A 26,219-nucleotide genomic window follows, 5' to 3' on the forward strand; every position below is an offset into this window, starting at 1 on the left:
GGTCCTTGGGCCATCGTGGGAGCGGCCATGGGGCCGGCGTTGCCCGGGTCCATGCGCGTCTGGTCGAAGTCGCCGCCGTAGCCCATGGGCGCGCCCTGGTCGCCGGGCATGCCGGGGTTGTGCATCCCCTGGGCGGGCGCGATCTGCGTCGCGTCGGCGTCCTGGCCGTCGGGCTTGCGCGGCTGCGCGAACCACGACTCCGGGACGATCGGCTCCCGGGGGTCGGGCAGCGGTTCCATCTCGAACGAGGTCGGCCTGGCCTCCCCGGGGCCGGGTGCCGCCGGAGCGAAGCCGAAGCCGCCTGACCGTGCGGACGCGTCGTCGTCCTCTTCGGGGTTGAACGTCCACGCGGCCGTGGACTCGGGGTCGAAGTCCGGGATCTGCGATCCCTGCGGCGTCGCCGAGGGCGCCGACGACATGCCCGCCGGAGGCTGGCCGTACGGCTCGGACGGCTCGGCCGAAAGCTGGAGCGGCGGCCGCGCGGCCGCCGGCGGCTGCTCCGCCATGGGCGGCTGCGCGAACCCGGACGGCTGCTCGGACATGTACGCCTGCTCGGACATGTACGCCTGCTCGGACATGTACGCCTGCTCGGACATGTACGGCTGCCCGGCGGGCGGCTGGCCGGACACGGGAGGCTGGCCGGAGGAGGGCGTCTGCTCCGGCATGGGCGGCTGTCCCGGCATCGGCGGCTGCCCGAACGGTTCCGGCGCCGTCTGTGAGGGCGAGGACGACGGCGAAGGCGACGGCATCGCGTGGTCCGGTGCGGCGGGGGGCTGCGCGTTCGAGACCCAGGAGGGCGTGGGCGGCGGGGCCATCATCGTCCGGTCGCCGAGCGCGTCGGCGGAGCCGGCCGCCGGGGTGCCCGCGACGGGGGCCGCGAGCGGAGGGACCGGTCCGACCGAGTACACGTCGATCGGCGCCTCGCAGTACGAACACTTCCCTAGCGTCCCGGGCGTGTCGTTAGCGCACGTCGGACACTGCATTGCTCAGACCTCGCCTTATAGCCGCTTTGCCCACGCTTGCGTTCGGGTCCGCCGAGCCGGGCGGACCTCGCCTCCCCGCAAACCAGCAGGGCTCCCGACAAAAGTAGTGGGTGACGCCGTTGTAAGACGCGTGGATGGGAATCTGGCACACCGCAGTCGGAGGTCGCACCGAATCACGACAAGTCAGTACAGTCAAGATTTTCCAAACCGGTTTACCCGATCTCCTGTGACCCTTCTCACACCACGTGTCCCGCCCGTCGCAGGACGTTCGCGACCCGTCCGAGGCGCCCCGCGAAGATCAGCCCGGAGGGGTGCCTTCAGCAGCTAGGCTCGGAACGGTTTTCCGGCGCATCCAGAGAAGACGGAGTCCATGAGCGATCTTCCGCTGCGTTCGCAGCTGGCCGTCGCGCTCGGTCGTACGGCCGCCAGAATGTCCCGCATGGCGGGCCGCGGAGACGGCTCGGTGATCGGCGGCAAGGTCGGCCTCCGCCTCGATCCCGAGCTGCTGACCAGGCTCGCCAAGGACCGCAAGCTCGTCCTCGTCAGCGCCACCAACGGCAAGACGACGACGACCCGGCTGATCACTTCGGCGATGACGCCGCTGGGGGAGGTCGCCACCAACGCGTTCGGCGCGAACATGCCGACCGGCCACGTGTCGGCCCTCGCATCGGCGCCCACCGCCCGCTACGGCGTCCTCGAGTGCGACGAGAAGTACGTCCCGATGGTGCTCGCCGAGACGGGAGCCAACCTTGTCGCGCTGATGAACCTCAGCCGCGACCAGATGGACCGCGCCGGCGAGATCTGGCTGCTGGCCGGCAAGTGGCGCCGCGCGCTGGAGGCGTCCCCGCAGAGCCACGTCATCGCGAACTGCGACGACCCGCTCGTCACCTGGGGCGCGTCCACGGCCAAGAGCGTCACGTGGGTCGCCGCGGGCCAGCACTGGCGCGAGGACTCGTGGTCCTGCCCCGAGTGCGGCGGCCCCCTCGACCGGCAGGACACCGACGAGGACAGCGACTGGCGCTGCCGCCAGTGCCACTTCGCCCGTCCCCGCCCCGACTGGACGCTGAAGGGCGACACGGTCACGGCCCCGGACGGCCGGTCGTACTCGCTCACCGGCCTGTCGCTGCCGGGCCGCGCGAACCGTTCGAACTCGCTGATCGCGCTCGCGGTCGTCGCGCAGTTCGGCGTCCCGCCCGACCAGGCCCTGCCGCTGCTGTCGCAGGTCACGTCCGTCGCCGGCCGCTACACCACGGTCGAGCACGAGGGACGGCAGATCCGGCTGCTGCTGTCGAAGAACCCCGCCGGCTGGCTGGAGGCGTTCGACGTCCTGCAGCCCAAGCCGGGCCCCGTCGCCCTGTCGATCAACGCGCAGGGCCCGGACGGACGCGACACGTCCTGGCTGTGGGACGTCGACTACCGCATCCTGCAAGGCCGTCCCGTGTGGGTCACCGGCGAGCGCCGCATCGACCTCGCCGCCCGCCTGGAGGCCGCCGAGGTGCCGTTCACCGTCATCGACGACATCGACGAAGCGGTCATGGCCGTCCCGCCGGGGCACCTGGACGTGATCTCCAACTACACCGCCTTCCAGAACATCCGAACGAGGTACGGCCGTGTCGTCTGACCGCATCAAGATCGTCTGGATCTACCCGGACCTCCTCAGCACCTACGGCGACCAGGGCAACACGATCGTCCTGGAGCGCCGCGCGGCCCTGCGCGGCATCCCGACCGAGACCGTGCACCTGCGCTCGGACGAGCCCGTCCCCGCCGACGGCGACATCTACCTGATGGGCGGCGGCGAGGACCGTCCGCAGATCCTCGCCGCGCAGCGCCTCGGCAACGACGGCGGCCTCGCCCGCGCGGTCGAGTCCGGCGCCGTGGTGTTCGGCGTCTGCGCCGGCTACCAGATCCTCGGCCGCGAGTTCGGCGGCGAGGAGGGGCAGCCGCTTCCCGGCCTCGGCCTGCTCGACATCCACTCCGGGCGCGGCGAGCAGCGCGCGGTCGGCGAGATCGTCGGGGACGTCGCGGGCGAGCTGAACGTCCCCCGCATCACCGGCTTCGAGAACCACCAGGGCGTGACCCAGCTCGGCCAGAACGCCCTCCCGTTCGCGAAGGTCGTGCACGGCATCGGCAACGGCGACGGCTTCGAGGGGGCCTACACCGGCCGGGTCCTCGGGACGTACATGCACGGCCCGGCCCTCGTCCGGAACCCCGGCCTGGCCGACCTCCTGCTCCGCTGGGCGACCGGTACCGAGCTGCGGCCGCTCGACGACTCGTGGGCGGGGCGCCTCCGCGAGGAGCGCCTCAAGGCCGTCGCGGGCTGAGTTTCGCGGGCCGAGCGGCATCGGTCTGCATCGGTCTGCATCGGTCGCCAGGGGTTCGCCCCTGGCGACCGTTTTATTTAGGTTTGTTTGGGTCTGGCCGTCCGGGCGCGGCGCTGTCACCGTTACGGCCATGATCTGCTGCCGGCCCAGCCGCCGCGACGTCGTCCGCTGGAGCGCGATCGTCGCGGGCGCCTCGCTGGTGCCCACCCTCGACGGCACCTCCGCCCGCGCGGCCGGCGACGTCCGGCCGGTGAACCTGGAACTGGTCACGGTCACCGAGACGACGGCCGTCCTGACCTGGTACACGGGCCTCCTTGGGACGGACGACGGCCTGGGCCGCATGAAACCGGCCCCGTCCGACGCCGAGGTGGTCTACGGCACGCACCCGTCCCGCCTGACGTCAACGGCCCACGGCCCCTCGGGGACCCCGTACCACTACGTCGAGCTGGCCGGCCTGGAGCCAGGCCGGACGTATTACTACAAGGCCCGTTCCAGAGGCCGGACGGCCACGCCCACATTCCTGGCCTTCGGCCAATCAGCGGGCACTCCACACGGTGACGTGTTCGCCTTCACGACCCCGCAGCCGCCCCCGGGCCGCCACCTGTTCTCGGTCGCCCTGTGCAACGACCTCCACTTGGGCGAAACGGTCGCGGGCCTCGTGGGCCAGCTCCCTTGGATAGAAGGCATCGAACAGCTCCCAGGCCATCCGCCCTACCCCGAAGTAATGGCGAAAGCCCTGACCGCGGACGCCCGAGCCCGTGGCGCCAACTACCTCCTGGCAGCCGGTGACATAACGAGCGAGGCGACCCCGGTCGACCTGGCGAGCGCGAAAGGCGTCCTCGACACGTTCGGCACCCTGGGCAGCGACTACCTGGTGGCCCGGGGCAACCACGACCGGGCCCACTCCGGCGATCCCTACGCGTCCTGCACCCCGGGCGAACACCAGGGAAACGACTGCTTCAGGGACGCCTTCTCGTCCGGCGAGAGCTACTTCACCCGGAACCTCAGCGGCCTACGGGTCATCGGCCTGGACACCTACGACAAGCCCGGCAACGGCGGCGACGCAGGCGGCCTGTCATCGCCTCAGCAAGCCTGGCTGGAAGCTGAACTCAAGAAAGACCCGGACCGCCCCACCCTCGTCTTCGGCCACCACCCGCTCTTCGTGGAGAACGACCCACTCGCCATAACCGGAACCCGTTCCCTGGACGCGGGCCAGTCCCTGCGGCTCCTCACGGCTTACAACAGATCTCCTGGCGTCTTCCTCCACCACGCAGGCCACACCCACCGGAACCAACGCTCGGTCTTCCCCCTGGCGCCCCGCGTCGTCCAGCAGGAGATAGGCGCGGTCAAGGAGTACCCGGGCGGCTTCACCCTTCTCCGCGTGCACACCGGCGGCTACGCCCTCAACTTCTACAAGACCCGCAGCGACGAAGCCCGAGCCTGGAGCGAACGCAGCCGCCAAGAACTGGCAGGCCAATGGCCCCAGCTCTCCTTCGGCAACCGCCACACAGACCGCAACACGGTCGTCCCCCGAGACCTCTCCGGCCTCACACCACCGACCTAGCCCCGGACGTCCGGCACTCGGACGGGGCGCGACCCCTCGTTGAGGGACGTCGCCCCGGCCACCCCGACCAGCGACGCGGCCACGGCCGCCCGCACCGGGACGAGCGGCGGCTCTCCCTTCTCCACCGTCGCCCGGAAGCCTTCCAACAGCAGCACGTCGCCTTCCGCCCCTCGCTCCACCGCCTTCCCGTCGACATGCAGGGCGGGCGGCGTGCGCTCCTCCTCCCGCGCCACGCCGTCCGGGCGCGTCCAGCCCTCCGCCTGAACCCGCACCGACCACGACCGCTCCGCCGGTCCCCGCACGGACTCGGCCAGGGCCTTCGTCCCACGCGCCGACACCCAGCTCCAATGGCTGCCCGGCTCGCCCTGCAGAAACCCATGCTTGGTGACGGCGAGCGCGCCGTTGGACAGCCGCACCACCAGGACGACCGCCGCGCGGGGCTCGGACTCGTCCACGCTGAAGGCCGACACCTCCACCGGCCACGCACCGGTCAACGCCAGCACCGGCGACACCGTGTGGGTGCAGTACGCGGTCGCGGCGATCCGTCCCCGCCAGTGCGCGGGATCCCCGACGAGCGCGGTGACGTCCTCAGGTGACATGCCGTGCAGGTAGTCGGCCTCGACCAAGGTGATCCGCCCCAGTTCCCCGCCGTCCACGGCCTGACGGATCAGCCGGACATGCGGATGGAACACGTAGTTCTCGGCGAACGAGTAGGTCGCGGAGGAACGTTCCACGGCCTCGATCAGCCGCCGCCCCTCCGCCCCGTCCTTGCACGCCGCCGCCTCCGACAGCACGTGGACGCCGCGCTCCAGGAACGCGATCGCGAGCGGCGCGTGCTCATCGAAGTCGTTGGCCAGGACGACCCCGTCCAGCCGCAACTCCAGCAACTCCCGCCAGTCACCGACGATCACGGTCCCTGGCAGCGACTCGCGCGCCTCGGAGCGCGGACCGGCGTCGCGGTCGCACGCGATCACCACGTCCATCCCGAGGCGAAGGCACCATGCCGCCAGGTGCAGCCCTCTTTTCAACCCCACCACGCCAACTCGCATGACGGCATTCTCGCAACACTCGCTGATCACTTCCGACGTGCGAGCGGGAGGTCTTCCGTGACCGCCACTCTTCGCCGGATAAATGCGATAGCTTCCCCTCTCGGGCATCGTCGGGGAAGGAACAAACGGGGACATATGGGATTCAATCTTCAGGGCCTGCTCACTGTGGACCGGGAAGCGCTCGCCCTGTACGAGCGCCTGCTGCCCGGCGGATCCGCCTGGGTCGTCCCGGTGACCGGCGAAGGACTGCCGGATGCCTGGGTGCTGCCAGAGCCCACGCATCTGGCCGACGGGCTCGGCGACGCCCTCGCCCTTCCCGCCGACTGGTTCGACGAGGAGGCCGACGCGGACTGGCAGGCCGCCGCGGGCGTGCCCGACCGCCCGGCGCCGCTGTCCTCCCTGGACCTGACGGATCTGCGGTTCGCGTCCCTGTTCAGCCTGGCCGCCCCGGCCGGCGTCGTGTACCTGGGGAACACCACGTTCGGCGGGGTGCTGGACACCGAGTACGCGGCGGTCTGCGTGGCCGGGCGGCTGCGCGCCGCGTCCGGGATCGATCACGGAGAGCCCGGCGACAAGGACTCCGGTACGGCCTTCGTCCTCCGCGACGGGGCCTACGCGGCGGTGCCGCACGGCTCGGTGAGCCCGATCGCGGACTGCGCGGCCCTGCTCGACCCGCGGTACCGCGGGGCCTTCCTGTTCGACGGCTACCTGCCCCGGTCGATCCGGCCGGACACGCCGCAGCCGCCCGGCGAGGCCCATCCGGAGCCGCCCAAGCTGGACGATGACGTCGTGGCGGAGTGGTCGCGCTTCTTCCCCTTCCTCCGCGACTGACGAACTCCTGGGGCGGGCACTTCGAAGGAGGAGGCATGGCGGGACCGGCTGCGGGCGTGCTGCTGCGCGATGCACTGGCCGGCGCTGAGGCGGCGGCTTTCGACACGTGGCTGGCGGAGGCCTTCGAGCCGTACGACGACGGTCTATGGCTTCTTCGCGCCCCCTCCATGATCGGCGCCCCGCCGGACGCCGTCGCCGCGGGCTCGTTCGGCATCGAGCGGCAGGCCTGGACGGACGACCCGGACCTCCCTGACATGCCGCGCGCGATCGGTTACCGGCCCGCCGAGGAGATCGTCCTGTACGCCATGGCCAAGGGCCATAACGATCACCTCGTCCTGGGGCGCCTCTGCCTGACGCTGGCCCGCCGGTTCGGTGCGTTCATCGACTTCGGCGGGGCGCTGCAACCGGGCACGCGGCCGCCGGGCATTCCGTACCTGGAGCCGGACGCGCAGCAGAGCGAGCTGCTGCTGGCGTCCATCTCGTCCGCCGTGAGGGCGATTCCCGGCACCGTGTTCGAGTTTCGCTACCAGACGGCCAGAGAAACTCCCTGGGTGAACCATGTGGGTGACGCCGGGTTCCTCGCCGCCTGGCTGGATCACCCGCGCTTCCACATGATCAAGTAGCCGGGGGAGCGCAGCATCCGGCCTCCCGCGTCGGCCCCCCGGTCAGCGTCCTCCTTGGCACGCAGGGCCGAAATAGGACGAGAACTGGCCGCTTCGGTTCGTAGCGTGCGGGGGAGACGAGGCAAGGGGGATACCAGGATGAGCATTGTCGTCACCACTCCGACCGGGAACGTCGGGTCTCGCGTGGTCCGGTTGCTGCTGCAGGCCGGGGTCCGGCCTCGGGTGCTGGTTCGCGACCCGGCGCGGCTGGACGCGGCGACCCGGGAGCGCGTCGACGTGCGGCGCGGCGACCTGACCGACGCGGCGTTCGTCCGCGAGGCGGTCGCCGGGGCGCGGACGGTCTTCTGGGTCGACCCGACCCCGCATACCGCCGAGGACCCGATCGAGACGTCGGAACGGACGGCGTCCGGCGTGGTCGACGCCGCGCGGGCCGGTGACGTCGCGCGGGTCGTCCTGCTGAGCAGCGGCGGCGCCGAGAAGCGCGGCGGCGCCGGGCACATCGACGGGCTGGCCCGGATCGAGGAGCGGCTCGACGCCACCGGAGCCGACACGCTCCACCTGCGCTGCGGCTACTTCTTCACCAACCTGCTCATGGACCTGGACGGCCTGGCCGGCGGCGTGCTGACCACGGCGGCCCGGCCGGACGCGCCCATGCCGTGGGTCGACCCGCGCGACATCGGTGACGTCGTCGCCGCGCGGCTGCTGAACGACGCGTGGGAGGGGCGTGTGGTGCAGGCCGTCCACGGGCCCGAAGACCTCACGTACCTGGGGGTCGCGGAGATCCTCACCGGGGCGCTGGGGCGGCCCGTCCGGCTTGAGACCGTCAGCGACGACGATGTCCGTGCCGCGCTGCGCTCGGCCGGTCTGGCTCCCAGTGCCGTGGAGGGCATCGTGGGCATGACCGCCGGAACGCGCGACCTCGTCCCGGAGCAGCCGCGCGACCTGGTGACCACGACGCCCACCACGCTCGCGGCCTGGGCCTACGCCCACCTGCGCCCGCTGCTCCCCGAGGCCGCGGACTGACCCGGGAACGGTCCAAAGTTTGCCCTGTTTTGACTGCGTTGACCGTTTCCATTGGGGTGTATCTGCCGGTTTGGTGCATATGGTGGCCGGATGCCGAACGTCATCTCGCATCAGCACGTCATCGACGGCGCAACGAGACTGTTCGGGGAGCTCGGCTACGACGGCACCTCCCTGCGGCTCATCGCCGACGCTCTGGGCGTGACCACCTCGACGGTCATCGAGGTCGCCGGGGACAAGCACACGCTCTACATCGAGGTCATGCGCCAGGCCTTCGAAGCGGAACGCGCGATGCTGGAGGCGGTCGTGTCGCGGGCCGGGTCCGGGCGGTCGGCCGTCCACGAGATCGTGGACGCCTACCTGGACTTCCATGTCGCGCGCCCGCAGAACCGCTCGCTGTGGGCGCACCGCTGGGTCGCCGACGCCGCCGACATTTCCGAGCTCGAGGACCGCTACGTCCGACCCCTGTTCAAGCTCGTCGCCCGCAGGATCAGGGACTTGGTGCCCCCGGACGTCGACACCTACTACCTGCTCGGAACCATGGCCTGGTGCGTGCACGGTTTCCTGGGGTCGGGGCTGTTCGGCCGTTCCCAGGGGATGTGGAGGGCCGACGATCCGGCGGCGGTCGCGTCCTTCAGGGCGCACCTCCACGTGCTGATGGACCGGCTGCTCGTTCCGGAAGTGCCGGGCCCCAGAACCGTCGTGCCTTCCCCCACATAGCCGCAGCCGCCCTCCCGCAGAACCGATGCCACCGGCCAAAACGGGCTCGGCGATGGGCAGGCCGCGGCGGACGGCGGACCCGGTCACACCTTGGGACGACCTCCTGGCAGACTGGTGTGACACCCGGGACGAACGAGCCCTATGGTGCAGAGCAGGGCGAGAACGGGATCCTCACAGTGACCCGGTGCTACAGGTGCCGCTGGGCGGCGCCGTGGCCGAAGAATCGCCGAAACTCCCCCCGATGGGCGGATCGAACCCGGAGTTCCATGGGACGCGACGTCAAAATTGCAAAATCGGCCGAGATCGTGGAGAACCAGAAGCTCCGGGACCCCTTCTTCGACAACGCCCGGTTCCTCGCGGTGGTCCTGGTCGTCATCGGACACACGGTGACCCTGTTCCCGCCGAACAACGCGACCCATCCGGCGGTGCTGCTGCTCCAGACCTTCCGGATGCCGCTGCTGATCATCGTCACCGGTCACCTGGCGCGCAACTTCACCTTCAACGACGAGAAGGTACGCGGACTGGTCACCGGACTCGTCCTGCCGTACCTGATCTTCGAAATGCTCTACGCCACCTCTGCCTGGCTCACCGGCACGGCCGCCTTCAACCTGCAGATCCTGCTGCCGACGTATCTGATGTGGTTCCTGATGTCGGTGATCATATGGCGCCTGACCGTGCCGTTCTGGCGGAACGTCCGGTGGCCCTTGGCGATCGCCCTGGCGCTCAGCATCATCTCCTACACCCACGCGATGCCCCATGAACTCACACTCCGGCGCCTGTTCTCCCTGCTCCCGTTCTTCGTGCTGGGAGTATGCCTGCAGCGGAAGCATTTCAAGTTCCTGAAGAAGCCGGGGATGCCCGCCCTCGGCATCTTGGTCCTGGCCGCCGGCATCAGCTTCTACTACGCCGGCGGGCGCTACGTCCCCGAGTACTGGACCTACTGGGACCGAGGCTACGAATGGCTGGGCGTCAGGCCGTTCCCGGGAGTGTTCATCCACGTGGGCATGCTGCTCCTGGCCACGCTTCTCGCCGCCGCCGTGCTGACGCTGGTACCCGGCCGCCGGACGTGGTTCACCGCATTCGGCACCAAGACCATGTACGCCTACCTGCTGCACGGCCTCGGCATCATGACGCTGATCTACATCGGCGTGCACGAAACCGCCTTCGTCCAGACCGTCCCCGGAGTACTGATCAGCGCCATCGTGGCCGCCGGGGCGGCCGTCCTGCTGTGCACCCCGCCGGTCGTCAAGACCACCCGCTTCCTGATCGAACCGAAGGCGAACTGGCTCTTCCGCCCCACCATCCGAACCACCGGCGCCTCGACGGCGCGACCACTCGCACGAACCGGACAGGACGAGGCCGCCCCGAACGGCTCAGGCTCCTCCCACGAGAACATGGCGGAGCCACCCGAGACCGACCGGCGATCACCGGTCCGTGGGGCCGTCTGAACGTCGGCCTAGTCGCCCGGCCGGAGGTCGGCGCGGGCGAAGCGGGTGCTCCACTCGCGGAGCTGGTCCAGTAGTTCGGGCGGTTCGAGGACGTGGAAGTCGGCGCGGAGGACGCCCAAGGCCATGGTGGGCCAGTCCAGGGTGTCGGCGGTCATGTGCACGTGGCAGTGGTCGGCGTCGACCTCCACGACCTTGCTCCACCGGCCGATCCGCTCGCGGACGGTCGCGGCCGGCGCGTCGACCAGGACCTTCACCTGGTGCGGGCGGAACTGCGAGTACAGGCCCTCCAGGCTCGCGCGGACGAACTCGGCGGCGTCGGCGGCGGGCAGGTCGCGGGGCCGGAACCGGATGCCGGTGGCGGCCGGCGCGGCGAGCCGGTCGATCCGGAAGGTGCGCCAGTCGTGCCGGGTGAGGTCGTAGGCGACGAGGTACCAGCGGCGGCCGAGCGGGACGAGCCGGTGCGGTTCCACGTCCCGGTCGGTCTCCCGGCCGTCCGCGGCGGTGTATCGGAAGCGTAGGCGTTCGTCGTCCCGGCAGGCCAGCGCGATCACGGTGAGGACGCCGGGGTCCGCGTCCATCCCGGCCCGGCCTCCCCAGCCGGGCACCGTCATCGTGCCCAGCGCCTCCACCTGGCGCCGCAGCCGGGCGGGCATCACCCGCACCAGCTTCGCCAGCACCCGCACCGAAGCCTCGGCGACGCCCTCCACCGCCTCCCGCGCCGCGGCCTGCAGCCCGACGGCGAGTGCGACCGCCTCCTCGTCGTCGATCACGAGCGGCGGCAGCGCCGCACCCGCGGCCAGCTGGTAACCGCCGTCGACACCGCGCGTCGCCTCGACGGGGTAGCCCAGCTCGCGCAGCCGGTCGATGTCCCGGCGCAGGGTGCGGACGGAGACGTCCAGCCGGTCGGCCAACTCGGTGCCGGGCCAGTACCGGTGGGTCTGGAGCAACGACAGCAGCCGCAACGTCCGGGAACTCGTGTTAGCCATGTCTTCATTCTTCCCGTAATTCAGGCCAGAAAGTGGCCGCTATCCGCTCTAGCTTGGTGGTTGAAGGCGAACGAACACGACCCGAAGGCGGACGCCATGACCGTGACCGAGCAGACCATCACTCCGGCGACGACCGGCGAGCGCGCCGACCTGCTGGCGATGCTGGCCAAGCACCGGCACTTCCTGCGCTTCACGACCCGCGACCTCACCGACGAGCAGGCCGGGATGCGGACGACGGCGAGCGAGCTGTGCCTGGGCGGCCTCATCAAGCACGTCGCCTCGGTCGAGCGGAACTGGGTGGGCTTCATCCTGGGCGGCCCGTCCGCGATGGGCGACTTCGATCAGATGACCGAGGAGGACTTCGCCCGGCGCGAAGACGAACTCCGGATGCTGCCCGACGACACGCTGTCCGGCGTCCTGGCCGACTACGCCGAAGTGGCCCGCCGGACGGACGACGTGGTCGCCACCCTGCCCGACCTCGACGCCGTCCAGCCGCTGCCGAAAGCCCCCTGGTTCCAGGACACGCACTGGTCGGCTCGCCGGGTGCTCATGCACATCGTCGCCGAGACCGCCCAGCACGCCGGCCACGCCGACATCATCCGCGAGTCCCTGGACGGCGCGAAGTCCATGGGCTGACCCGCCGAAGACGTCCGGGGCCACGGGCCAGGGAACGGTCACACCGGACAGACACCGGAAACGAACCCGGCTGTTCAACAAACCCCCACCACGGGACCTGTCAAACAGGCCTTAGGGCGGCTGCAAGCGGTCGACCAGGGCCGGGTCGACGCCGATGGCGTCGTCGAGGGCGAGGGCGGCGCGCAGGGCCGCGACCAGCGTGGTCGTGGCCAGCTCGACCAGTTCCCGCCGGGTCAGGTCGCGGTGGTGCAGGTGGTCGATGGTGATCTCGTCGAGGTAGCCGACCCAGCCGCGCAGTGTGGTGCGCAGGGCTGGCCGGACGGGTTCGGCGACCCCGGCGGCGGCGAGCAGGGTCCTGGCGCCCTGCCAGCGGAACTCCTCGATGATCGCGCGGACCTCGGGGTCGTTGCCGTTGCCGCCCCGCATCAGGGTGAGGAAGCCCTTGGCGTTGTCCTCGATGTAGGCGATGTGGCGGGTCAGTCCGTCGCGTAGCCGCTGCGCGGGGTCGTCCCCTGCCGGTGGGGCGTCGTGGACGGCCTGCAACCGCTCCGCGGCCGCGCGGACGGTCGCGAGGTAGAGGCCGCGCTTGTTGGTGAAGTGGTGCGCGATGAGCCCGTAGGCGACGCCGGCGCGCTTGGCGATCTCGGTGGTGGTGACCTCGTCGTACGCGCGTTCGGCGAAGAGCGCGGCGGCGGCGTGGACGAGCTGCGCGCGGCGGTCGGGACGGGCCGTGCTGGTCACCATGCGAAGAGCCTAGAGCGGGTGGGGTGTTGACGGGTTCACCCGGACATGGCTACGGTCCGATATTGATTGATAATCAGTCAATACCGGAGGCTCGGATGGGAAGACGCGGTGTGGCGCTGCGGGAGACGCCGGTGCTGGTGACCGGCGCGTCCAGCGGGATCGGTCGCGCCCTTGCGCTGGAACTGGCCGGCCGGGGCGCCCGGCTGGCGATCGCCGCCCGCCGGGCCGCGAACCTGGAGGAGATCGCCGACCGGATCGCCGCGGCGGGCGGGCCCCGGCCGCACGTACTCGAAACGGACCTGTCCCGTCCCGGCGCCGCCGCGGACCTCGCCGATCGCGCCCTGGCCGCGCTGGGGACGGTCGGGGTGCTGGTCAACAATGCCGGGCGAGGCCTGGCGGCGGCCCAGTGCGTCACGGGTGACGACCTCGCGGCACGCGAGTTGTTCGAGGTCAACTTCTGGTCGCCGATCGCGCTCACCCGCGCCCTGCTGCCCGCCCTGACCGGCCAGAGCGGCACGGTCGTGAACGTCACCTCCACCCTGCAGGCCGTCCCGATCCCGACGCTCGGCTACTACGGGGCAGGCAAGGCCGCGCTCGGGCACATGACCCGGACGCTGCGCAACGAACTGGCCGGGACGGGGGTCTCCGTCCTGGAAGTGGTGCCCGGCGGCACCGACACCGCCGCCCGCGACGTGGACCTGCTGCCCTGGCGTAACGGCCCGATGCGCACCCCACCGCCGGTAACACCGGGATCGTCCGCCCGCGCCATCGCCACCGCGATCGAGAAAGGAAAACGGCGCCGCGTCCACCCGCGCAGTTCGCTCGTCCCTCTCGAAGCTCCCACGCTCGGCCGCCTAATCGCCGCCACCGTAGCCCGCCGCCTGGCTACACCCGACCCCCGCGACACAACTCCTGAGCGGACCTGAACAAAACGTCCCACCCTCGGCGGCACGTTGACCCAGGACGCGGATGCAGTTCGCCAGAAACCCGCGGAGAGGGCGGGCGGACGAGTGGTCTTCTCACGTCGTTGGGGTCTTCGCGTGTGCGGGTTCGTGAAGAGCCAGGTGCCGTCTCGTCTGCGGGTGAGCGGGTTATGGCGTGGCCTGGGGGACGAGGGCGGTGTGGAGTTGGGTCCCCTCCCGGCCTGCTGGTCGTAACAGGTCGTAGGCGTGCACGTCTTGGTGATGGCTCTCTGGAGGGGCTACCAGGTCGACGGGAACATGCGGTGCTTCAGAAGGCCGTCGGCGACGCACACGTGATCGGCCGGGCCGAACGTGAAGACCCAGAGGACGGGCGGACGCTGGGTGGGAAGGTCGTCGGCCTCGTAGAGCTTGACGCACCGGTATCCCCTGGCTTGCACCGCGACAGTGAGCAGGTCGAGATACCGGATGACGTCAGGACGCCCGCGCCGCGTCCGCCACCGGAGAAGGTGGTGTTCGGCCTGGACGGTCAACGGGCGCAGCGAGCTCATACGATCTTTCCTTCCTCGTTGAGCGGGCGAACGCCCCAGTCGTGGACGAGTTCGGCCATCAGCAGAAGGCCGCGCCCGCCGATCGCGTCGTTGTCCCAGGACCCGACCACGGGCAATTTGGCCCCTGGTCCCAGACCTCGACATGGGTCAGCGGCTCGCGCGAGTCGGGCAGTATCCGGACGGCGATGTGCCCGTATCCGACGTGCCGGTAGCTGTTGGTGACCAGCTCGGTGACCACGAGGCGGCCGATGTAGTCGTCGGTGTGACCGAGTTCGGCGAACCGCTCGGTCAGGTAGCGGCGCGCCAGCGCGGGCGCCCGGTCGGTCGGCTCCAGGACGAGCGCCGGCCTCTCCGCCGCCAGGGCAACGGATGGCATGGGTGGCCCCCCATCAGGCCAGACAGCGGCGTACGGTCTCAGGAGACTTCGAGAACACCCTCAATCGGGTTGCTTCTACTAGCGTCTGGGTTGCCTCACGGAGGAAGACCGAGATGGCCTCTACCATCGAGGTTGCTGGCGTCCCGCAGGCAGTGGCGATTCGTGATAGCAAGGACCCCGATGGCCCCAGACTCATCATGAGCCTCACCGATTTCCGTCGCTTCGCCACCACCATCAAGAACTTCTGAGATTCCAGCTTCATGTGTGAGGAGGCTTGTGATGAGAACGGATCTCAGTCATGCGGTCTGGCGCAAGGCTTTCCGTAGCACTGTTCAGAACGACAACTGCGTTGAGATCGCTGATGTACCCAATGCGGTGGTGATCCGTGACAGCAAGGATCCTGGTGGGGCCACGCTCATCATGAGTCGCAGCAGTTTCCGGGATTTCGCTAATACCCTCAAGGATCTCTAGCGCAGTGGAGTCGTTGCAGCATGGTTGAGCTGGCCTTCTGGCACGAGTTGCGTGTGCCCAGTCCGGAGCGGGCTGAGGAGCGCTATCTGCAGATCGTCGGGGACGAGCACCCGGTGCCTTTGGGTGAGCTGGACCAGCGGCTGCAAGACTTCGTGTGCGGAGTGCGGGTGCGTGCCCCGGAGGTCCGGATTCTCGAACTCGGCCATGCGGCGGGTGAGCCCCTCTTCTCCCGCCTCGGGATCGTCGTGACCTTCCCCGATGAGCTCACGAAGCAGGTCTATCCAAAGGTTGTTGCGGCCACCGACGAACCGCGGTTGCACACCTACGACCGCAAGGACAAGTTCGTCATGGGAATCGACACCGACCCCGACATCATCGTTCACTAGCCACGGTGACGTGCAGGATCGCGTCAGCTGAGTCGACCATTAGCTGGTCGAGGGGAGCGTAGACCTGTTCTGGCTCTCGGAAGTCGAGGGCTTCGCTGCGTCCATGCTGCCGATGATGACGGTGTACCGCTCGTCCAGCAGAGTGCTCACGATGGCGCCGGCGGAGTGCCAGCCGATCTCCATCCCCGCCCCGTGCATGCTGCTCGGATTGCGCCGCGATCAGTTCCGGAGTGATGGCGGGAGTGCGGGCACGCATGAACGATAACCCCCGGCAGAACACACGAAGCGGGCGGATGCGGGCGCCCGGGGTCCGTACCGTTGTCGCGCATGAACGTCCAGGAATGGCACATGCTCGGCGATCCCATCGGGGACGGGCCCTCCTACTACGAGCACGCGAGGCGCCTGCTGCGGCGATCCGGGTCCGGGCATCCGCCGAAGGACGGTTTCCCGCCACCGGACTGGGACGCGGCGCGTCGTCCGCGCTCACCCAGCGGGCCCGAGCTCGACGGGCTGCTCGGCGCCCTTGAGGATGTGGTCGCCGACTGGCCGCCCGGCCGCGAGGAGCTCCTGCGGCTGGACGGACCGCTGCGGGACCTGCACCTGATGCACGAACGCGGCGAGGTGCGGGCCCGGGTCCTGGCGCGCGAGGACCTCCCCCGGGAGCGCCTTCACACGCTGGGACGATGGCTGGCCAGGACCGGCGCCCGCATCGGCGCGGTCGAACTGGGGCTGATCCTTCTGGGGATCGTGGGGAACGACGACGACGGGGAGACCATCCTCACCCTGGGTCTCCTGGAGGGCCCGTGCTGCTGCGCCGCGGACGCGCTCGCCGACTCCCAGTCCCGCCCCTACGAGGCGTTGTACGCAATGGCCCGCAAACGCCGGGGATGGGCCCGGATCGATGCGGTCAAGCACATGCGCGGCGCCACGGTGGACGGGCACATCAAGGACTGGCTCGTCCGCGAAGCCTGCGAGGGCAACTTCCTGGACGTCTACATCGCCGACATCGTGGCCGGGGCCGGGGACCTGGCCGGTGCGCTCGCCGCCGACGCCGACGACGACGTGCTGAACGGTGCCAAGTGGATCCTCATCGCCATGTGCGACCGTGAGGCTCCCACGACGTCCATCCTCGACTTTCCCGCCGCCGAGACCGTCCTGACCGCGTACGCCCGGCGGGTCCTGGCAGGGCCCTCCACGCTCGGACGGCTGCAATCACTGATGTTCGTGGACGATTTCCTGCACAGCGGCCTGGCCGAACGTGCCCGGTGGGGGCGGCACCTGCCCGCCGTCCGCGGCCTCTACCGGCGGGCGCTCTCATCGCCGTTCGCCCACCAGGCGATCGAGGCCGCGCTGACGGCGGCCGACCCCGCGACGGCCGATCGGGCCAGGCTCCTCGCCGCGTATCTGCCCGAAGCCCCGGGGGCCTGTTCGTAGTTCAGATCATGAGGGGGACGGGGGCTGGGCAGGCAGCTGATGGCTCCGCGCAGGTGGAGTCCGGCTTCGCGGCTGTCGGGGGGTTTTGTCGTGTCGTGTGGCCGGCCCGCGCCATTAGCGCTATCAGCAGATCGTCGGGGACGAGCACCCGGTGCCGTTGGGTGAGCTGTACCAGCGACTACAAGTTCGTCATGGGAATCGACACCGACCCGGCATCATCGTTCGGTAGCCACGGTGACGTGCAGGATTGCGTCAGCTGAGTCGACCATTAGGTGGTCGAGGGGAGCGTAGACCTGCTCTGGTCTTACGTCGGTGCGCGTGCGTGCAGAAGTGATTGCGGCGGCGGGCGTCAGGCCCCAGGTGGTGAATCGACGCTGCAGGACGCCCTCGTAGGTGTCCGGTTCCGGCTCTCCGAGTTCGAGGGCTTCGCTGCGTCCCATACTGCCGATGATGACGGTGTATCGCTCGTCCAGCAGTGTGCCCACGATGGCGCCGGCGGAGTGCCAGCCGATGTCCATTCCCGCCATGTGCATGCTGCTCGGATTGCGTTGCAGGTGGCTGTTGTGCGCGAAGACCAGCGTTGCGCCGCGTTGCCCCTCGATGGTGCGGATGTCCAGGAGGTTTTGGGCCATGAGCGCGTCCCGGGTGGCCATGAGACGGGATATCCGCGTGCTCTCCTCGATCCGCTGGGCGGACTGCCGGTGGTAGCGCAGGAGACCGAGGCCTGCGGTGAGGTGCGTGCGAGCGCGGAACCATTCGGCGCGTGAGGTCGCCGCGATCAGTTCCGGTGCGCGGGTGTAGAGCGAAGTGAGCAGGTCGTCGGCGATGACTCGCAAACGTGCGGCCTCGGGATTGTCGCCGATCGACTTCGCCGGGTCGAGGATCGCCTCCTCGCGGCTCCACCGTTCGTCGGGCCCGAGCAGGCTCGCTATGTCCGGGTCGAGCCCCAGGTAGTCGCACCCGTATTCCAAGTAGCGCCGAGGGCTGGGTGCGCTGGTGTTCTCGGCCTGTGCGTCGAAGCCGTGAAAGGCCAGCCGTTCTCCGGCGGGGCGGCCCTCGTTGTACTCGCGCATCCAGGTGACCAGCCGCCTATTGGCCTCCAGGTGGCCGAAGCCGTGCGAGAAGCCTTCACGCATCGCTGCGTCGAGGGTCCCGAACCCGTCCTGGACGAAGTCGTTCACCGCGAGCGCGGCCACTCGATCGGTCTCCAGGGCGATCGACCGGAAGCCCTGACCCGCAAGCGATGCGAACAGTTCGTTACGGATGGGCCCGAAGGCCGGTTCCCGCGACGGATGCGTCGGCTCACCGAGCGCCAGTACCTCACACGACGGGCTCACGAAGTCCCCACTTCCTTGACTCATGAGCCTGAATCGTATCGTTGAAAGTACGAGTGAAGCTTATGCCGTAGTCACCAGGGCACAGAGCCGAATAAGTCTCAAAGGCTCGCTGTGACGGCAGTGGCGAGGCGAGCGGCATCCTGCCCGTCCTGGACGCTCGCGGTCAGTGGGCGGGGCTTCGCGCCGCGGTAAGCCGCTCGGCCCGGGGTCGGGGCGTCGACGAGGTCGATGATCGGCCGCACCGCCTTCTCGGCACGCTGCCCCAGCAACGGGGCCAGGAGCGCGGCTGCGAGCTTCATACCGATCCCGACCTCGCCGGCGAAGCCGGTGCGGACCAGCCGCGCGGGTCCCCAGGTGATGTAGCCGAGGGCGGGGTTCTGGCCGGTGGCGAGGATCCCGAGGAGTTCGTTGGCTCGACGTTGCTGAGCGTTCGACCGTGTGAAGGTGAAGCCGCCGACCATCTCCAGGTCGTCGAAGTCGATGGCGTCCGCGCGGGCGCCGGGGACGGCGGTGTTCACGACGATCGGCCTGTCCGCCGTGCGGAGGAGGTCGGCGAGCCCGGTGACGAACAGGTACTTGCTGAGGAAGAACAGTGACCACGATGCCTCGTGCCCCTCGGAGGTGACGTGCCGCCGCTGGCGGATGAACGATGCCGCGAGGATCAGGGCGTCGACACGGCCGTGCTCTCGCCTCAACTGGTCGATCGCGCGGCGGCTGTCCTGCACGAGTGAGAGATCGGTCGCGATGAACTCCGCCCTGGACGGCGCCGAGGGCGACTCGCGAGCGACACCCGCCAGCAACGTGTCGAACTTGGCGCGACTGCGTCCGAGCACCACTACACGGTCGCCCGCGGCAAGGAAGTGACGCGCCAGCGCGGCACCCATCCCGTCCGTGCCTCCCGTGATCACGATCGTCCTCACGTTCCCGCTCTCCTTCGATCCGGAACACATGTTCCAGAACAGGCTACCTCAAGGCGGAACACGTGTTCCGGATTGCTAGGCTGAGGGCATGGCAGCAGGACGGAGACAGCGACGCGACGCTGTGGCGAACAAGGAGCGGATCCTGCAAGCCGCGGAAGACGCGTTCCGGAACCACGGACTCTCCGTCGACATGCGCGCGGTCGCGGCGTCGGCGGGCGTGGGCGTCGGCACGCTGTACCGGCATTTCCCCACCAGGGAAGACCTGCTGCACGCCATCACCGGGGCCGACTTCGCCAGCCTCGCTCTCACCGGCATCCCAGCCCAGGGCTCAGCGATCGACGGGCTCCGCGAGTTCTTCAACAATGCGCTGACGCGACTCATCGCCAACAAGGCGATCATCGACCTGCTCGCAGGCGGGGCCCCCTCCGACGCGGACTTCGAGCGATGTCTCGAACATCTCAGAAAGGTCGGCCGTGAAGCCGTGGAGCGCTCCGTCGCCGACCACACCCTCGCGCCGGACGTGACCGCGGACGACATCGCCTACAGCCTGCTCGGCCTCATCCGCATCGCACAGCTCATCCCCGAGCCCGGACCGCGCACCATCGAGCATCACGTCGAGCTGACACTCCGCGGACTGGCCCGGTAACACTCGCGACGGATATGGGAGCCCGGACGTTGCTTGACGGGAATTGGGTCATCGTCAGCGCGGCGTTGGGGCTGCTCGGTAGCTGCCGGTACGCGTACGCGACGATGCGAGGGCGGGTCAGGCCGAACCGTGTCACCTGGTTTCTCTGGGCCGCGGCCCCGCTCATCGCGTTCTCCGCCCAGCTCGACGCGGGCGTCGGAACTCCAGCGATCCTGACGCTCGCCTCCGGTACAGGTCCGCTCATCGTTGTCACGGCGTCATTCGCCAGCCGGCACGGCACCGCCAAGATCACGGCGTTCGATCTGTTCTGCGGAGCGGTTTCCGTCGTCGCACTGGCGGTCTGGCTGGGCCTGGGCGCCGCCTCGTGGGCGGTCCTCTTCGCCGTGGCCGCTGACGGGGCCGCCGCCGTACCGACCATTCGCAAGGCCTGGCGGGATCCGTCCTCCGAGAACGCGCTCTTCTACGTGCTCGTCGGAATCGGCGCGACGATCACTCTGCTGACCATCACCACGTGGGAGCCCGCCTCCTGGCTGTTCGCAGGCTACATGCTGGCGATCAGCCTGCTTCTCACCACGATAATCACCGCTCAACGCGCAGCCGAACGCACCGAGGAAAGGCCGGCTGACTGAAGGTTGTGAGCGAGGACGATCGGGGCCGGTCTGCTCGTGACGGCCGGTGGGGTGGCCCGTCGGCCCGGCGGAGCCGGGTTCCGGGGACGGCCCGGCCGGTGCGCCGTGGCGGGAGTTCGTCCACCGATCGGTGGACGGGAGGTTCAGCCGATCGAGGCTGCCGCGTGTGCCGTGCCGTTGAAGAGGATGATCGGCATGACGAACTCCCTGCAAGAAGCACCTGTCGGTGACGGCGCGGCCGGTCGTGCCGACGTCGTCCGGCTGACGTCGGTGCGCAAGGTCTACGGCGGTACGAGGAATGCCGTGGTCGCGCTCGACGAGGTGAGCGTCGGGCTGCGGAAGGGCACCTTCACCGCGATCATGGGGCCGTCGGGCTCCGGTAAGAGCACGTTGCTGCAGTGCGCCGCCGGGCTGGACCGGCCGACGTCGGGTTCGGTGGTGCTGGACGGGGTGGAGCTCACCTCGCTCGGCGAGCGGGAGCGGACCAGCCTGCGCCGCCGCCGGATCGGTTTCGTGTTCCAGGCGTTCAACCTGCTGCCCGCGCTGACCGTGCGCGACAACGTGGCGCTGCCGTTGCGGCTGGCGGGCCGCCGTCCCGAGCGCGGGGCGGTGGAGGAGGTGCTGGAGCGGGTCGGGCTCGGCGGCCGGCTGCGCAGCCGGCCGGGTGAGCTGTCCGGAGGACAGCAGCAGCGGGTGGCGATCGCGCGGGCGCTGATCACCCGGCCCGCGGTGCTGTTCGGGGACGAGCCGACCGGCGCGCTGGACACCGGCACCGCCCGCGAGGTCCTCGGCCTGCTGCGCGAGGCGGTCGAGGACGCGGGGCAGACGGTGGTGATGGTCACCCACGACCCGGTCGCCGCCGCGCACGCCGACCGGGCGCTGTTCCTGGCGGACGGGCGCCTGGCCGGTGAGCTGGACCGGCCGACCGTCGAGCGGGTCGCCGCGCGGATGGCGGGCCTGGGCGCGGACGGAGCGGGCCGATGACCGGGATCGCGCTGCGCGTGCTGCGCTTTCACAAGGGCGGGTTCCTCGCCTCGTTCGCCGGGCTGTTCCTGGGCGCGCTGATCGTGGTGGGCTGCGGCGGGCTGCTGGAGACCGGCATCCGCGCCGACGCACCGCCGCAACGGATGGCCGCCGCCCCGATCGTGGTCACCGGCGACCAGCGCTACCACGGCACCGTCGAAGAGCTGATCTTTCCCGAGCGGGCCCGTCTGGACGCCGCCCTGACCGCGAAGATCGGCGCGGTGCCGGGTGTCGCCGCGGTGGTGCCGGACGTCTCCTTCCCCGCCGCGCTCGCCTCCCACGGCGCCGTCACCGGACACAACTGGGCGTCGGCGCGGCTCGCCCCGCACCGGCTCGCGCAGGGCGCCGCGCCGTCCGGGCCCGGACAGATCGTGCTGGGCGAGGATCTGGCCGAGCGGGCCGGGCTGCGCACCGGCGGCCGCGTCGAGCTGCTGGTGAACGGCGCCGCCGAACGGTTCCAGATCGTCGGGCTGGCCGCCGGCACCGGTGACGTCTTCGTCGCCGGCACCGAAGCGGGCCGCCTGGCCGGACGCCCCGGCAAGATCGACTCGGTGGGCGTGCTGCTCGCGCGCGGCGCCGACGCCGGCGGGGTCGCGCGGGCCGTCGAGTCCGCGGTCGGGGCCACCGCCGCCGGGGCCGGTCCGGCGGTGCTGACCGGGGACGACCGGGGCCGGGCCGAGGACCCCGGCCTGATCGAGGGCACCGACGACCTGATCCCGCTCGCCGCCGCGTTCGGCAGCCTCGCGGCACTGGCCATGGTGTTCGTGGTGGCCGGCACCGTGGGCCTGTCGATCCGGCAGCGGGAGCGGGAGACCGCACTGCTGCGCGCGGTCGGCGCCACCCCCGGCCAGCTCCGCAGGATGATCCTGGCCGAGACGATGATCCTGGCGGTGGCCGCGACCGCGCTGGCCTGCTGGCCCGCCCCCTGGTTCGGCCAGTGGCTGCTGAAGGCGTTCGTGCACGGCGGCGTGGTCTCCGACGCGGTCGCGTTCCGCTCCGGCGCCTTCCCGCTGATCGCCGGCGCCGGACTCGCCCTCACCGCCGCGCTGGGCGCCGCCTTCATGGCCGCGCACCAGGCGGCGCGCACCCGCCCGGCCGAAGCGCTCGCCGAGGCCGCGCTGCAGCGCCGCTGGTTCAGCGTCGTGCGGCTCGTCCTCGGTGTGCTGTGCCTGGGCGGCGGCGCCGCGCTGGCGGTCGGCACCGCCGGGTCCGACGGGCCCGACGCGGGAGGCGTCGCCACTCCCGCCGCGCTGGTCTGGACGATCGCGTTCGGGCTGCTCGGCCCCGTCCTGGCCCGCGCCATCAACGCCGCCCTGACCCGGCCGGTCCGCGCGCTGTCCGGCCTGGCCGGGGAACTGGCCACCGCCAACGCCCGCGCCCGTACCGCCCGCCTCACCACCGCGGTGATGCCGGTCATGCTCGCCACCGGGCTGGCTCTCAGCCTGACCTACCTGCAGACCACCCAGTCCGACGGCAACCGCCGCGCCTTCGAACAGGCCCAGCGCGCCGACCTCGTGCTCACCTCCGCCGCGGGCGGCGTGCCCTTGGACGCGGTCGAGACCGTCCGCAACGTCCCCGGCGTCGCCGCCGCGACCGCCCGGATCCCCAGCCGCGGCTTCGTCGAACCCGCCACGGCCCCCGCGCCCTCGGGCGGCGGCGACGGCGGCGAGGAAGAGGAATCGGCCGGGCCGCAGCCCACCGAACTCGCCCTCCAGGGCATCACGCCCCAGGGAGCCGACCGGACGACCGCCTATCGCGCCGCCACGGGCGCCTTGACCGCACTGAAGGGCGACACCGTCGCGCTGCCCACCCGCTACGCCACCGGACACCGGCTCGGCGACACCATCGCGATGCGGCTCGGCGACGGCACCCGCACCCGGCTCAGGCTCGTCGCCACCGTCGACGCCCGGCGCGGCTATGAGACCGCCCTCGTGCCGGCCGCGCTGCTGGCCCCGCACACCGGCACCGGGCTCGTCCCGCAGATCCTCATCAGCGCCGACCCCGGGACCGACCGCACCGCACTGTCCGCCGCACTGACCTCCATCGGCCACCCCGGCCTCCAGCTCACCGACCGGCACGGCCTGGCCGCCGCCCAGCAGGACCAGGATCAGACCCAGGCCACCATGGCCTGGCTCGTCCTCGCCGTCGTCGTCGGCTACGCGGTCATCTCCCTGGTCAACACCCAGGCGCTCGCGACCGCCGAACGCCGCCGCGAGTTCGGGCTGATGCGCCTGGTCGGGGCCACCCGCCGGCAGATCCTGCGGATGATGGCCGTCGAAGCGTCCCTCGTCGCCGCCGCCGGCATCGCCCTCGGGCTGCTGATCGCCGCCTTCACGCTGATCCCGGCGGGTCTCAGCGTGCTCGGCTCCGCCGTCCCGGGCGGCCCGCCCTGGATCCTCACCGCGATCGTCGCCGCCGCCCTGGGACTGACCATCCTCACCACCCTCGCCGCCACACGCATCACCCTGCGCGGCGGACCCGGCAGCACCGGCTGAGAAGGGTTCGTGGCCGCACCGTCCTCTGGCAGCGGCCACGGCCCGCCGGGGAACCGCACCCGCTGGAATACGCTGACCGTCATGGATCTTCAGCCGCGGCTCGGCGACCGGGTCCGGGCGCTGCACCGGTGGTACGTCGCCGTATGGGTCCTGTTCGGCCTGTGCCCGCCGGCCCTCGCCGTGCACGACCGTCCCGCCGCGACGCTGTACCCGGCGCTGGCGCTGCTGGCGGTACTCGCCCTCTCCCACGCGCTCGTCCGGGTCACCGGCCCGTACGCGTTCCTGTGCGTGCTGGCGCTCGGCGTGGGAGGGATGTCCTTCCTGCTCGGGGGCGGCGCGGCGATGTTCATCGTGTCGCTCCCGCTCTTCTGGATCCACTCCAGGAGCCCGCGGTACGCGGTCGCGTTCATCGGTGCCGCCGCCGCGCTCACGCTCGCCGGGACGGTCCGGGAGGGTGGGGAGGCGCTGACCGGCAACGCCGTCTTCACCCTCATCGGCGCCGCGGCCGGCATCCTGCTCGGCCTCTGGATGCACCGCGTCCTGGACCAGCGCGACGAGCGGGCCCGCCGCCTGGCGGCCGAGCTCGCGAGCACCCAGCGCGAACTGGCCGAGGCGTACCAGCGCCAGGGGGCGGCCGAGGAGCGCGAGCGTCTCGCCCGCGAGATCCACGACACCCTGGCCCAGGGGTTCGCCTCCATCGTCGTTCTGGCGGAGGCGGCCCGCACCGATCCCGCCAAGCTGGTGTCGATCGAACGCACCGCGCGGGAGAACCTCGCCGAGGCCCGCGCCCTGGTCGGCTCCGCGCCGTCCCCGTCCGGCGGCCCGCCCCGGGCCGACATGACGATCGCCCGCACCCTGCGGCGCACGCTCGACCGCTTCGCCGAGGACACCGGCATCGCCCTCCACACCGAGCTGCCCGACGTCCGGTGCGACCAGCCGACCCGCATCGCGCTCCTGCGCTGCACCCAGGAGTCCCTGGCCAACGTGCGCAAGCACGCCGCCGCGGGCACGGTCGGCGTCGTCCTCACCCGGCACCCGCACGGCATCGAGCTGGAGATCACCGACGACGGCCGCGGCTTCGCGGTCGGCGAGGCCCGCGGTTTCGGCCTGGACGGCATGCGCCGGCGGCTGGCCGAGTTCGGCGGCGAGCTCACCGTGACCAGTTCCCCCGGCGAGGGCACCCGCGTCCTCGCCCTGCTCCCCGCGGACCCGGAATGACCGGAGGTCCGCGGACGCGGCCTGCCGTCCGGCTCCGGTGTGTCAGCCGGATTCGCCGGTGAGGCCCGTGCGCGAGGTCGGGTGTCGGGGAGACGAGACAGCGCCTCGCCCCGATGACATGCAGCGACGCGGTTCACGCTATGGCGTGCCCGCTGCCTCCAGCTCCTCTCGCAGGGTGCGCTGGACGTAGGCCATGGCCTCCTGGGCGGCCGGGTCTGCGAAGCGGCTGCCCATCTCCTCGGGCGGGACGTCCTCCACCTGCTCGTGCAGCCACCAAAGGTGGCCCTGGGGATCACGGACGCGGCCGACGCGCTCTCCGAACGCGAGCAGGGTGGGGCGGGTCACCACACGCGCACCGGCCGCGACGGCCCGATCGCTGGCCGCGGCGACGTCGTCGACGTAGACCCGCAGGTGAGCGGGGGTCGGCGGCCAGCCGGGCTTGGCGTCGAACAGCATGATGACGCTGTCGTCGAGCTCGACCTCGACGTGACCGATGTCGCCGTCGGCGTCGAGCATCCGGGAACCCGGAGTCTCGACGGCGCCGAAGACCGACGCGAGGAAGCTCAACTCCGCGTCCGTGTCGCGGCTGATCACCCACGCGTTGACGCGTGCGTAGCGTGCCGGGACCTGGACGCGCTGATCGGATGTCATGCAGTCGATCATGCCCGAGGATCGCGCTCCGGCGGGCGGCGGACCGGGACGCGTGGTCCACTGAGGGGGTGGCGCAGGTGCATTCGGTGTTGGTGCGGGCGGGGAACGAGCGGTGCGCGTCGGCGGCTCGGCTTCCGGCTCCCCGGCTGCGGCCGTACGTCGCCGGGTACGGGGCCTTCCGCGCCGGGACGCCGGGCGACGCGCAGCGCAGGGTGCTGCCGCTGAACCTGGTCACCC

At 70.9% G+C, this 26,219-nt stretch carries 28 protein-coding genes and 1 pseudogene; 19 read left to right on the top strand and 10 right to left on the bottom strand.

Features of this window, described 5'->3' with window-relative positions; all coding sequences use genetic code 11:
• A pseudogene (locus tag E1285_RS26080) lies at positions 1 to 908 on the bottom strand (hypothetical protein); the annotation flags it as partial.
• A gap of 445 nt (positions 909 to 1,353) precedes the next feature.
• On the opposite strand from E1285_RS26080, the gene E1285_RS26085 reads away from it, so the two are divergent.
• From E1285_RS26085 to E1285_RS26095, 3 genes are all read left to right on the top strand, one after another.
• The gene (locus E1285_RS26085; RefSeq protein WP_132156531.1) at positions 1,354 to 2,604 is read left to right on the top strand and encodes a MurT ligase domain-containing protein; all 1,251 of its coding nucleotides are present in this window, start codon (positions 1,354 to 1,356) and stop codon (positions 2,602 to 2,604) included.
• Positions 2,594 to 3,304: a glutamine amidotransferase gene (locus E1285_RS26090; RefSeq protein ID WP_132156533.1), complete on the top strand. Its 711-nt coding sequence runs from the start codon at positions 2,594 to 2,596 to the stop codon at positions 3,302 to 3,304. Before E1285_RS26085 ends, E1285_RS26090 begins: the two co-directional genes overlap by 11 nt.
• A gap of 130 nt (positions 3,305 to 3,434) precedes the next feature.
• Positions 3,435 to 4,868 (top strand): metallophosphoesterase family protein, encoded by a 1,434-nt coding sequence (locus tag E1285_RS26095; protein ID WP_132156536.1) that lies wholly within the window; start codon positions 3,435 to 3,437, stop codon positions 4,866 to 4,868.
• Here E1285_RS26095 and E1285_RS26100 read toward each other — a convergent pair.
• On the bottom strand, positions 4,865 to 5,917 hold the full coding sequence (locus E1285_RS26100; RefSeq protein ID WP_132156538.1) for a Gfo/Idh/MocA family oxidoreductase: 1,053 nt from the start codon (positions 5,915 to 5,917) through the stop codon (positions 4,865 to 4,867). The two genes, E1285_RS26095 and E1285_RS26100, sit on opposite strands and share 4 nt — an antisense overlap.
• A 135-nt stretch (positions 5,918 to 6,052) precedes the next feature.
• Between E1285_RS26100 and E1285_RS26105 the strand changes: the two genes are divergently transcribed.
• The 5 genes from E1285_RS26105 (at position 6,053) to E1285_RS26125 (ending at position 10,559) form a co-directional block, all read left to right on the top strand.
• On the top strand, positions 6,053 to 6,748 hold the full coding sequence (locus tag E1285_RS26105) for a hypothetical protein (RefSeq protein WP_132156540.1): 696 nt from the start codon (positions 6,053 to 6,055) through the stop codon (positions 6,746 to 6,748).
• A gap of 35 nt (positions 6,749 to 6,783) precedes the next feature.
• On the top strand, positions 6,784 to 7,371 hold the full coding sequence (locus E1285_RS26110) for a DUF6368 family protein (protein ID WP_132156542.1): 588 nt from the start codon (positions 6,784 to 6,786) through the stop codon (positions 7,369 to 7,371).
• A 138-nt stretch (positions 7,372 to 7,509) separates the two neighbouring features.
• Complete coding sequence (locus E1285_RS26115) at positions 7,510 to 8,394, top strand: NAD(P)H-binding protein (RefSeq protein WP_132156544.1); 885 nt, start codon at positions 7,510 to 7,512, stop codon at positions 8,392 to 8,394.
• 90 nt (positions 8,395 to 8,484) lie between these two features.
• Positions 8,485 to 9,111 (top strand): TetR/AcrR family transcriptional regulator, encoded by a 627-nt coding sequence (locus E1285_RS26120; protein ID WP_132156546.1) that lies wholly within the window; start codon positions 8,485 to 8,487, stop codon positions 9,109 to 9,111.
• Between the two features lie 266 nt (positions 9,112 to 9,377).
• Positions 9,378 to 10,559 carry an acyltransferase family protein gene (locus E1285_RS26125; RefSeq protein ID WP_132156548.1) on the top strand — a complete coding sequence of 394 codons (1,182 nt, stop codon included), beginning with the start codon at positions 9,378 to 9,380 and terminating at the stop codon, positions 10,557 to 10,559.
• 8 nt (positions 10,560 to 10,567) lie between these two features.
• Here E1285_RS26125 and E1285_RS26130 read toward each other — a convergent pair whose 3' ends face one another.
• A complete protein-coding gene (locus tag E1285_RS26130; protein ID WP_132156550.1) occupies positions 10,568 to 11,545 on the bottom strand; it encodes a YafY family protein in 978 nt (325 codons plus the stop codon).
• Between the two features lie 60 nt (positions 11,546 to 11,605).
• Here E1285_RS26130 and E1285_RS26135 point away from each other — a divergent pair, with 60 nt between their 5' ends.
• The gene (locus E1285_RS26135; RefSeq protein WP_243723056.1) at positions 11,606 to 12,181 is read left to right on the top strand and encodes a DinB family protein; all 576 of its coding nucleotides are present in this window, start codon (positions 11,606 to 11,608) and stop codon (positions 12,179 to 12,181) included.
• A gap of 111 nt (positions 12,182 to 12,292) precedes the next feature.
• Here the strand turns inward: E1285_RS26135 and E1285_RS26140 are convergent, their stop codons facing one another.
• Positions 12,293 to 12,925: a TetR/AcrR family transcriptional regulator gene (locus E1285_RS26140; RefSeq protein ID WP_132156554.1), complete on the bottom strand. Its 633-nt coding sequence runs from the start codon at positions 12,923 to 12,925 to the stop codon at positions 12,293 to 12,295.
• Positions 12,926 to 13,020: 95 nt separating this feature from the next.
• On the opposite strand from E1285_RS26140, the gene E1285_RS26145 reads away from it, so the two are divergent.
• Positions 13,021 to 13,851, top strand: a complete 831-nt coding sequence (locus E1285_RS26145; protein ID WP_132156556.1) for an SDR family NAD(P)-dependent oxidoreductase — start codon at positions 13,021 to 13,023, stop codon at positions 13,849 to 13,851.
• A 275-nt stretch (positions 13,852 to 14,126) separates the two neighbouring features.
• On the opposite strand, the gene E1285_RS26150 is transcribed toward E1285_RS26145, so the two are convergent.
• Both E1285_RS26150 and E1285_RS26155 read right to left on the bottom strand, forming a co-directional pair.
• On the bottom strand, positions 14,127 to 14,396 hold the full coding sequence (locus E1285_RS26150; protein WP_132156558.1) for a hypothetical protein: 270 nt from the start codon (positions 14,394 to 14,396) through the stop codon (positions 14,127 to 14,129).
• 58 nt (positions 14,397 to 14,454) lie between these two features.
• A complete protein-coding gene (locus E1285_RS26155) occupies positions 14,455 to 14,772 on the bottom strand; it encodes a hypothetical protein (RefSeq protein WP_132156560.1) in 318 nt (105 codons plus the stop codon).
• Between E1285_RS26155 and E1285_RS48235 the strand changes: the two genes are divergently transcribed.
• The 3 genes from E1285_RS48235 to E1285_RS26170 are packed head-to-tail and all read left to right on the top strand — an operon-like array spanning position 14,766 to position 15,629.
• Positions 14,766 to 15,020 carry a DUF397 domain-containing protein gene (locus E1285_RS48235; protein ID WP_132156562.1) on the top strand — a complete coding sequence of 85 codons (255 nt, stop codon included), beginning with the start codon at positions 14,766 to 14,768 and terminating at the stop codon, positions 15,018 to 15,020. The genes E1285_RS26155 and E1285_RS48235 overlap by 7 nt on opposite strands.
• A gap of 31 nt (positions 15,021 to 15,051) precedes the next feature.
• Positions 15,052 to 15,243 (top strand): DUF397 domain-containing protein, encoded by a 192-nt coding sequence (locus E1285_RS26165; protein ID WP_132156564.1) that lies wholly within the window; start codon positions 15,052 to 15,054, stop codon positions 15,241 to 15,243.
• A gap of 20 nt (positions 15,244 to 15,263) precedes the next feature.
• Positions 15,264 to 15,629, top strand: a complete 366-nt coding sequence (locus E1285_RS26170; RefSeq protein ID WP_132156566.1) for a hypothetical protein — start codon at positions 15,264 to 15,266, stop codon at positions 15,627 to 15,629.
• A gap of 39 nt (positions 15,630 to 15,668) precedes the next feature.
• Here the strand turns inward: E1285_RS26170 and E1285_RS45775 are convergent, their stop codons facing one another.
• On the bottom strand, positions 15,669 to 15,827 hold the full coding sequence (locus E1285_RS45775) for a hypothetical protein (RefSeq protein WP_165966768.1): 159 nt from the start codon (positions 15,825 to 15,827) through the stop codon (positions 15,669 to 15,671).
• A 129-nt stretch (positions 15,828 to 15,956) separates the two neighbouring features.
• On the opposite strand from E1285_RS45775, the gene E1285_RS26175 reads away from it, so the two are divergent.
• Entirely contained in the window at positions 15,957 to 17,063 is a 1,107-nt protein-coding gene (locus E1285_RS26175) for a hypothetical protein (RefSeq protein WP_132156568.1), read from the top strand.
• A 215-nt stretch (positions 17,064 to 17,278) separates the two neighbouring features.
• Here E1285_RS26175 and E1285_RS26180 read toward each other — a convergent pair whose 3' ends face one another.
• Together E1285_RS26180 and E1285_RS26185 are read right to left on the bottom strand one after the other, a co-directional pair.
• The gene (locus tag E1285_RS26180) at positions 17,279 to 18,424 is read right to left on the bottom strand and encodes an erythromycin esterase family protein (protein ID WP_132156570.1); all 1,146 of its coding nucleotides are present in this window, start codon (positions 18,422 to 18,424) and stop codon (positions 17,279 to 17,281) included.
• Positions 18,425 to 18,498: 74 nt separating this feature from the next.
• Positions 18,499 to 19,320 (bottom strand): SDR family NAD(P)-dependent oxidoreductase, encoded by an 822-nt coding sequence (locus E1285_RS26185; protein WP_165966769.1) that lies wholly within the window; start codon positions 19,318 to 19,320, stop codon positions 18,499 to 18,501.
• An 88-nt stretch (positions 19,321 to 19,408) separates the two neighbouring features.
• On the opposite strand from E1285_RS26185, the gene E1285_RS26190 reads away from it, so the two are divergent.
• The 5 genes from E1285_RS26190 to E1285_RS26210 all read left to right on the top strand — a co-directional run bounded on the left by E1285_RS26190 (position 19,409) and on the right by E1285_RS26210 (position 25,331).
• Complete coding sequence (locus E1285_RS26190; protein WP_132156574.1) at positions 19,409 to 19,966, top strand: TetR/AcrR family transcriptional regulator; 558 nt, start codon at positions 19,409 to 19,411, stop codon at positions 19,964 to 19,966.
• 14 nt (positions 19,967 to 19,980) lie between these two features.
• Entirely contained in the window at positions 19,981 to 20,595 is a 615-nt protein-coding gene (locus tag E1285_RS26195) for a hypothetical protein (protein WP_207946834.1), read from the top strand.
• Positions 20,596 to 20,790: 195 nt separating this feature from the next.
• Positions 20,791 to 21,579: an ABC transporter ATP-binding protein gene (locus tag E1285_RS26200; RefSeq protein ID WP_132156576.1), complete on the top strand. Its 789-nt coding sequence runs from the start codon at positions 20,791 to 20,793 to the stop codon at positions 21,577 to 21,579.
• Positions 21,576 to 24,113 carry an FtsX-like permease family protein gene (locus E1285_RS48240; RefSeq protein WP_132156578.1) on the top strand — a complete coding sequence of 846 codons (2,538 nt, stop codon included), beginning with the start codon at positions 21,576 to 21,578 and terminating at the stop codon, positions 24,111 to 24,113. The genes E1285_RS26200 and E1285_RS48240 overlap by 4 nt, the downstream gene beginning before the upstream one ends.
• An 81-nt stretch (positions 24,114 to 24,194) precedes the next feature.
• Positions 24,195 to 25,331 carry a sensor histidine kinase gene (locus E1285_RS26210; RefSeq protein WP_132156580.1) on the top strand — a complete coding sequence of 379 codons (1,137 nt, stop codon included), beginning with the start codon at positions 24,195 to 24,197 and terminating at the stop codon, positions 25,329 to 25,331.
• 138 nt (positions 25,332 to 25,469) lie between these two features.
• On the opposite strand, the gene E1285_RS26215 is transcribed toward E1285_RS26210, so the two are convergent.
• Positions 25,470 to 25,982 carry a VOC family protein gene (locus tag E1285_RS26215; RefSeq protein WP_132156582.1) on the bottom strand — a complete coding sequence of 171 codons (513 nt, stop codon included), beginning with the start codon at positions 25,980 to 25,982 and terminating at the stop codon, positions 25,470 to 25,472.
• Positions 25,983 to 26,219 lie beyond the last annotated feature (237 nt).

Source organism: Actinomadura sp. 7K507 (assembly GCF_004348425.1).
Lineage (GTDB): Bacteria > Actinomycetota > Actinomycetes > Streptosporangiales > Streptosporangiaceae > Spirillospora.

Coding starts and splice junctions, on each gene's coding strand:
- E1285_RS26140 (WP_132156554.1), bottom strand. CDS start 12,925: ATGGTGACCAGCACGGCCCGTCCCGACCGCCGCGCGCAGCTCGTCCAC.
- E1285_RS26150 (WP_132156558.1), bottom strand. CDS start 14,396: ATGAGCTCGCTGCGCCCGTTGACCGTCCAGGCCGAACACCACCTTCTC.
- E1285_RS45775 (WP_165966768.1), bottom strand. CDS start 15,827: ATGCACGGGGCGGGGATGGAGATCGGCTGGCACTCCGCCGGCGCCATC.
- E1285_RS26130 (WP_132156550.1), bottom strand. CDS start 11,545: ATGGCTAACACGAGTTCCCGGACGTTGCGGCTGCTGTCGTTGCTCCAG.
- E1285_RS26170 (WP_132156566.1), top strand. CDS start 15,264: ATGGTTGAGCTGGCCTTCTGGCACGAGTTGCGTGTGCCCAGTCCGGAG.
- E1285_RS26175 (WP_132156568.1), top strand. CDS start 15,957: ATGAACGTCCAGGAATGGCACATGCTCGGCGATCCCATCGGGGACGGG.
- E1285_RS26145 (WP_132156556.1), top strand. CDS start 13,021: ATGGGAAGACGCGGTGTGGCGCTGCGGGAGACGCCGGTGCTGGTGACC.
- E1285_RS26200 (WP_132156576.1), top strand. CDS start 20,791: ATGACGAACTCCCTGCAAGAAGCACCTGTCGGTGACGGCGCGGCCGGT.
- E1285_RS26095 (WP_132156536.1), top strand. CDS start 3,435: ATGATCTGCTGCCGGCCCAGCCGCCGCGACGTCGTCCGCTGGAGCGCG.
- E1285_RS26165 (WP_132156564.1), top strand. CDS start 15,052: ATGAGAACGGATCTCAGTCATGCGGTCTGGCGCAAGGCTTTCCGTAGC.
- E1285_RS26190 (WP_132156574.1), top strand. CDS start 19,409: ATGGCAGCAGGACGGAGACAGCGACGCGACGCTGTGGCGAACAAGGAG.
- E1285_RS26120 (WP_132156546.1), top strand. CDS start 8,485: ATGCCGAACGTCATCTCGCATCAGCACGTCATCGACGGCGCAACGAGA.
- E1285_RS26100 (WP_132156538.1), bottom strand. CDS start 5,917: ATGCGAGTTGGCGTGGTGGGGTTGAAAAGAGGGCTGCACCTGGCGGCA.
- E1285_RS48240 (WP_132156578.1), top strand. CDS start 21,576: ATGACCGGGATCGCGCTGCGCGTGCTGCGCTTTCACAAGGGCGGGTTC.
- E1285_RS26195 (WP_207946834.1), top strand. CDS start 19,981: ATGGGAGCCCGGACGTTGCTTGACGGGAATTGGGTCATCGTCAGCGCG.
- E1285_RS26155 (WP_132156560.1), bottom strand. CDS start 14,772: ATGCCATCCGTTGCCCTGGCGGCGGAGAGGCCGGCGCTCGTCCTGGAG.
- E1285_RS48235 (WP_132156562.1), top strand. CDS start 14,766: ATGGCATGGGTGGCCCCCCATCAGGCCAGACAGCGGCGTACGGTCTCA.
- E1285_RS26210 (WP_132156580.1), top strand. CDS start 24,195: ATGGATCTTCAGCCGCGGCTCGGCGACCGGGTCCGGGCGCTGCACCGG.
- E1285_RS26110 (WP_132156542.1), top strand. CDS start 6,784: ATGGCGGGACCGGCTGCGGGCGTGCTGCTGCGCGATGCACTGGCCGGC.
- E1285_RS26085 (WP_132156531.1), top strand. CDS start 1,354: ATGAGCGATCTTCCGCTGCGTTCGCAGCTGGCCGTCGCGCTCGGTCGT.
- E1285_RS26125 (WP_132156548.1), top strand. CDS start 9,378: ATGGGACGCGACGTCAAAATTGCAAAATCGGCCGAGATCGTGGAGAAC.
- E1285_RS26115 (WP_132156544.1), top strand. CDS start 7,510: ATGAGCATTGTCGTCACCACTCCGACCGGGAACGTCGGGTCTCGCGTG.
- E1285_RS26105 (WP_132156540.1), top strand. CDS start 6,053: ATGGGATTCAATCTTCAGGGCCTGCTCACTGTGGACCGGGAAGCGCTC.
- E1285_RS26180 (WP_132156570.1), bottom strand. CDS start 18,424: ATGAGTCAAGGAAGTGGGGACTTCGTGAGCCCGTCGTGTGAGGTACTG.
- E1285_RS26215 (WP_132156582.1), bottom strand. CDS start 25,982: ATGACATCCGATCAGCGCGTCCAGGTCCCGGCACGCTACGCACGCGTC.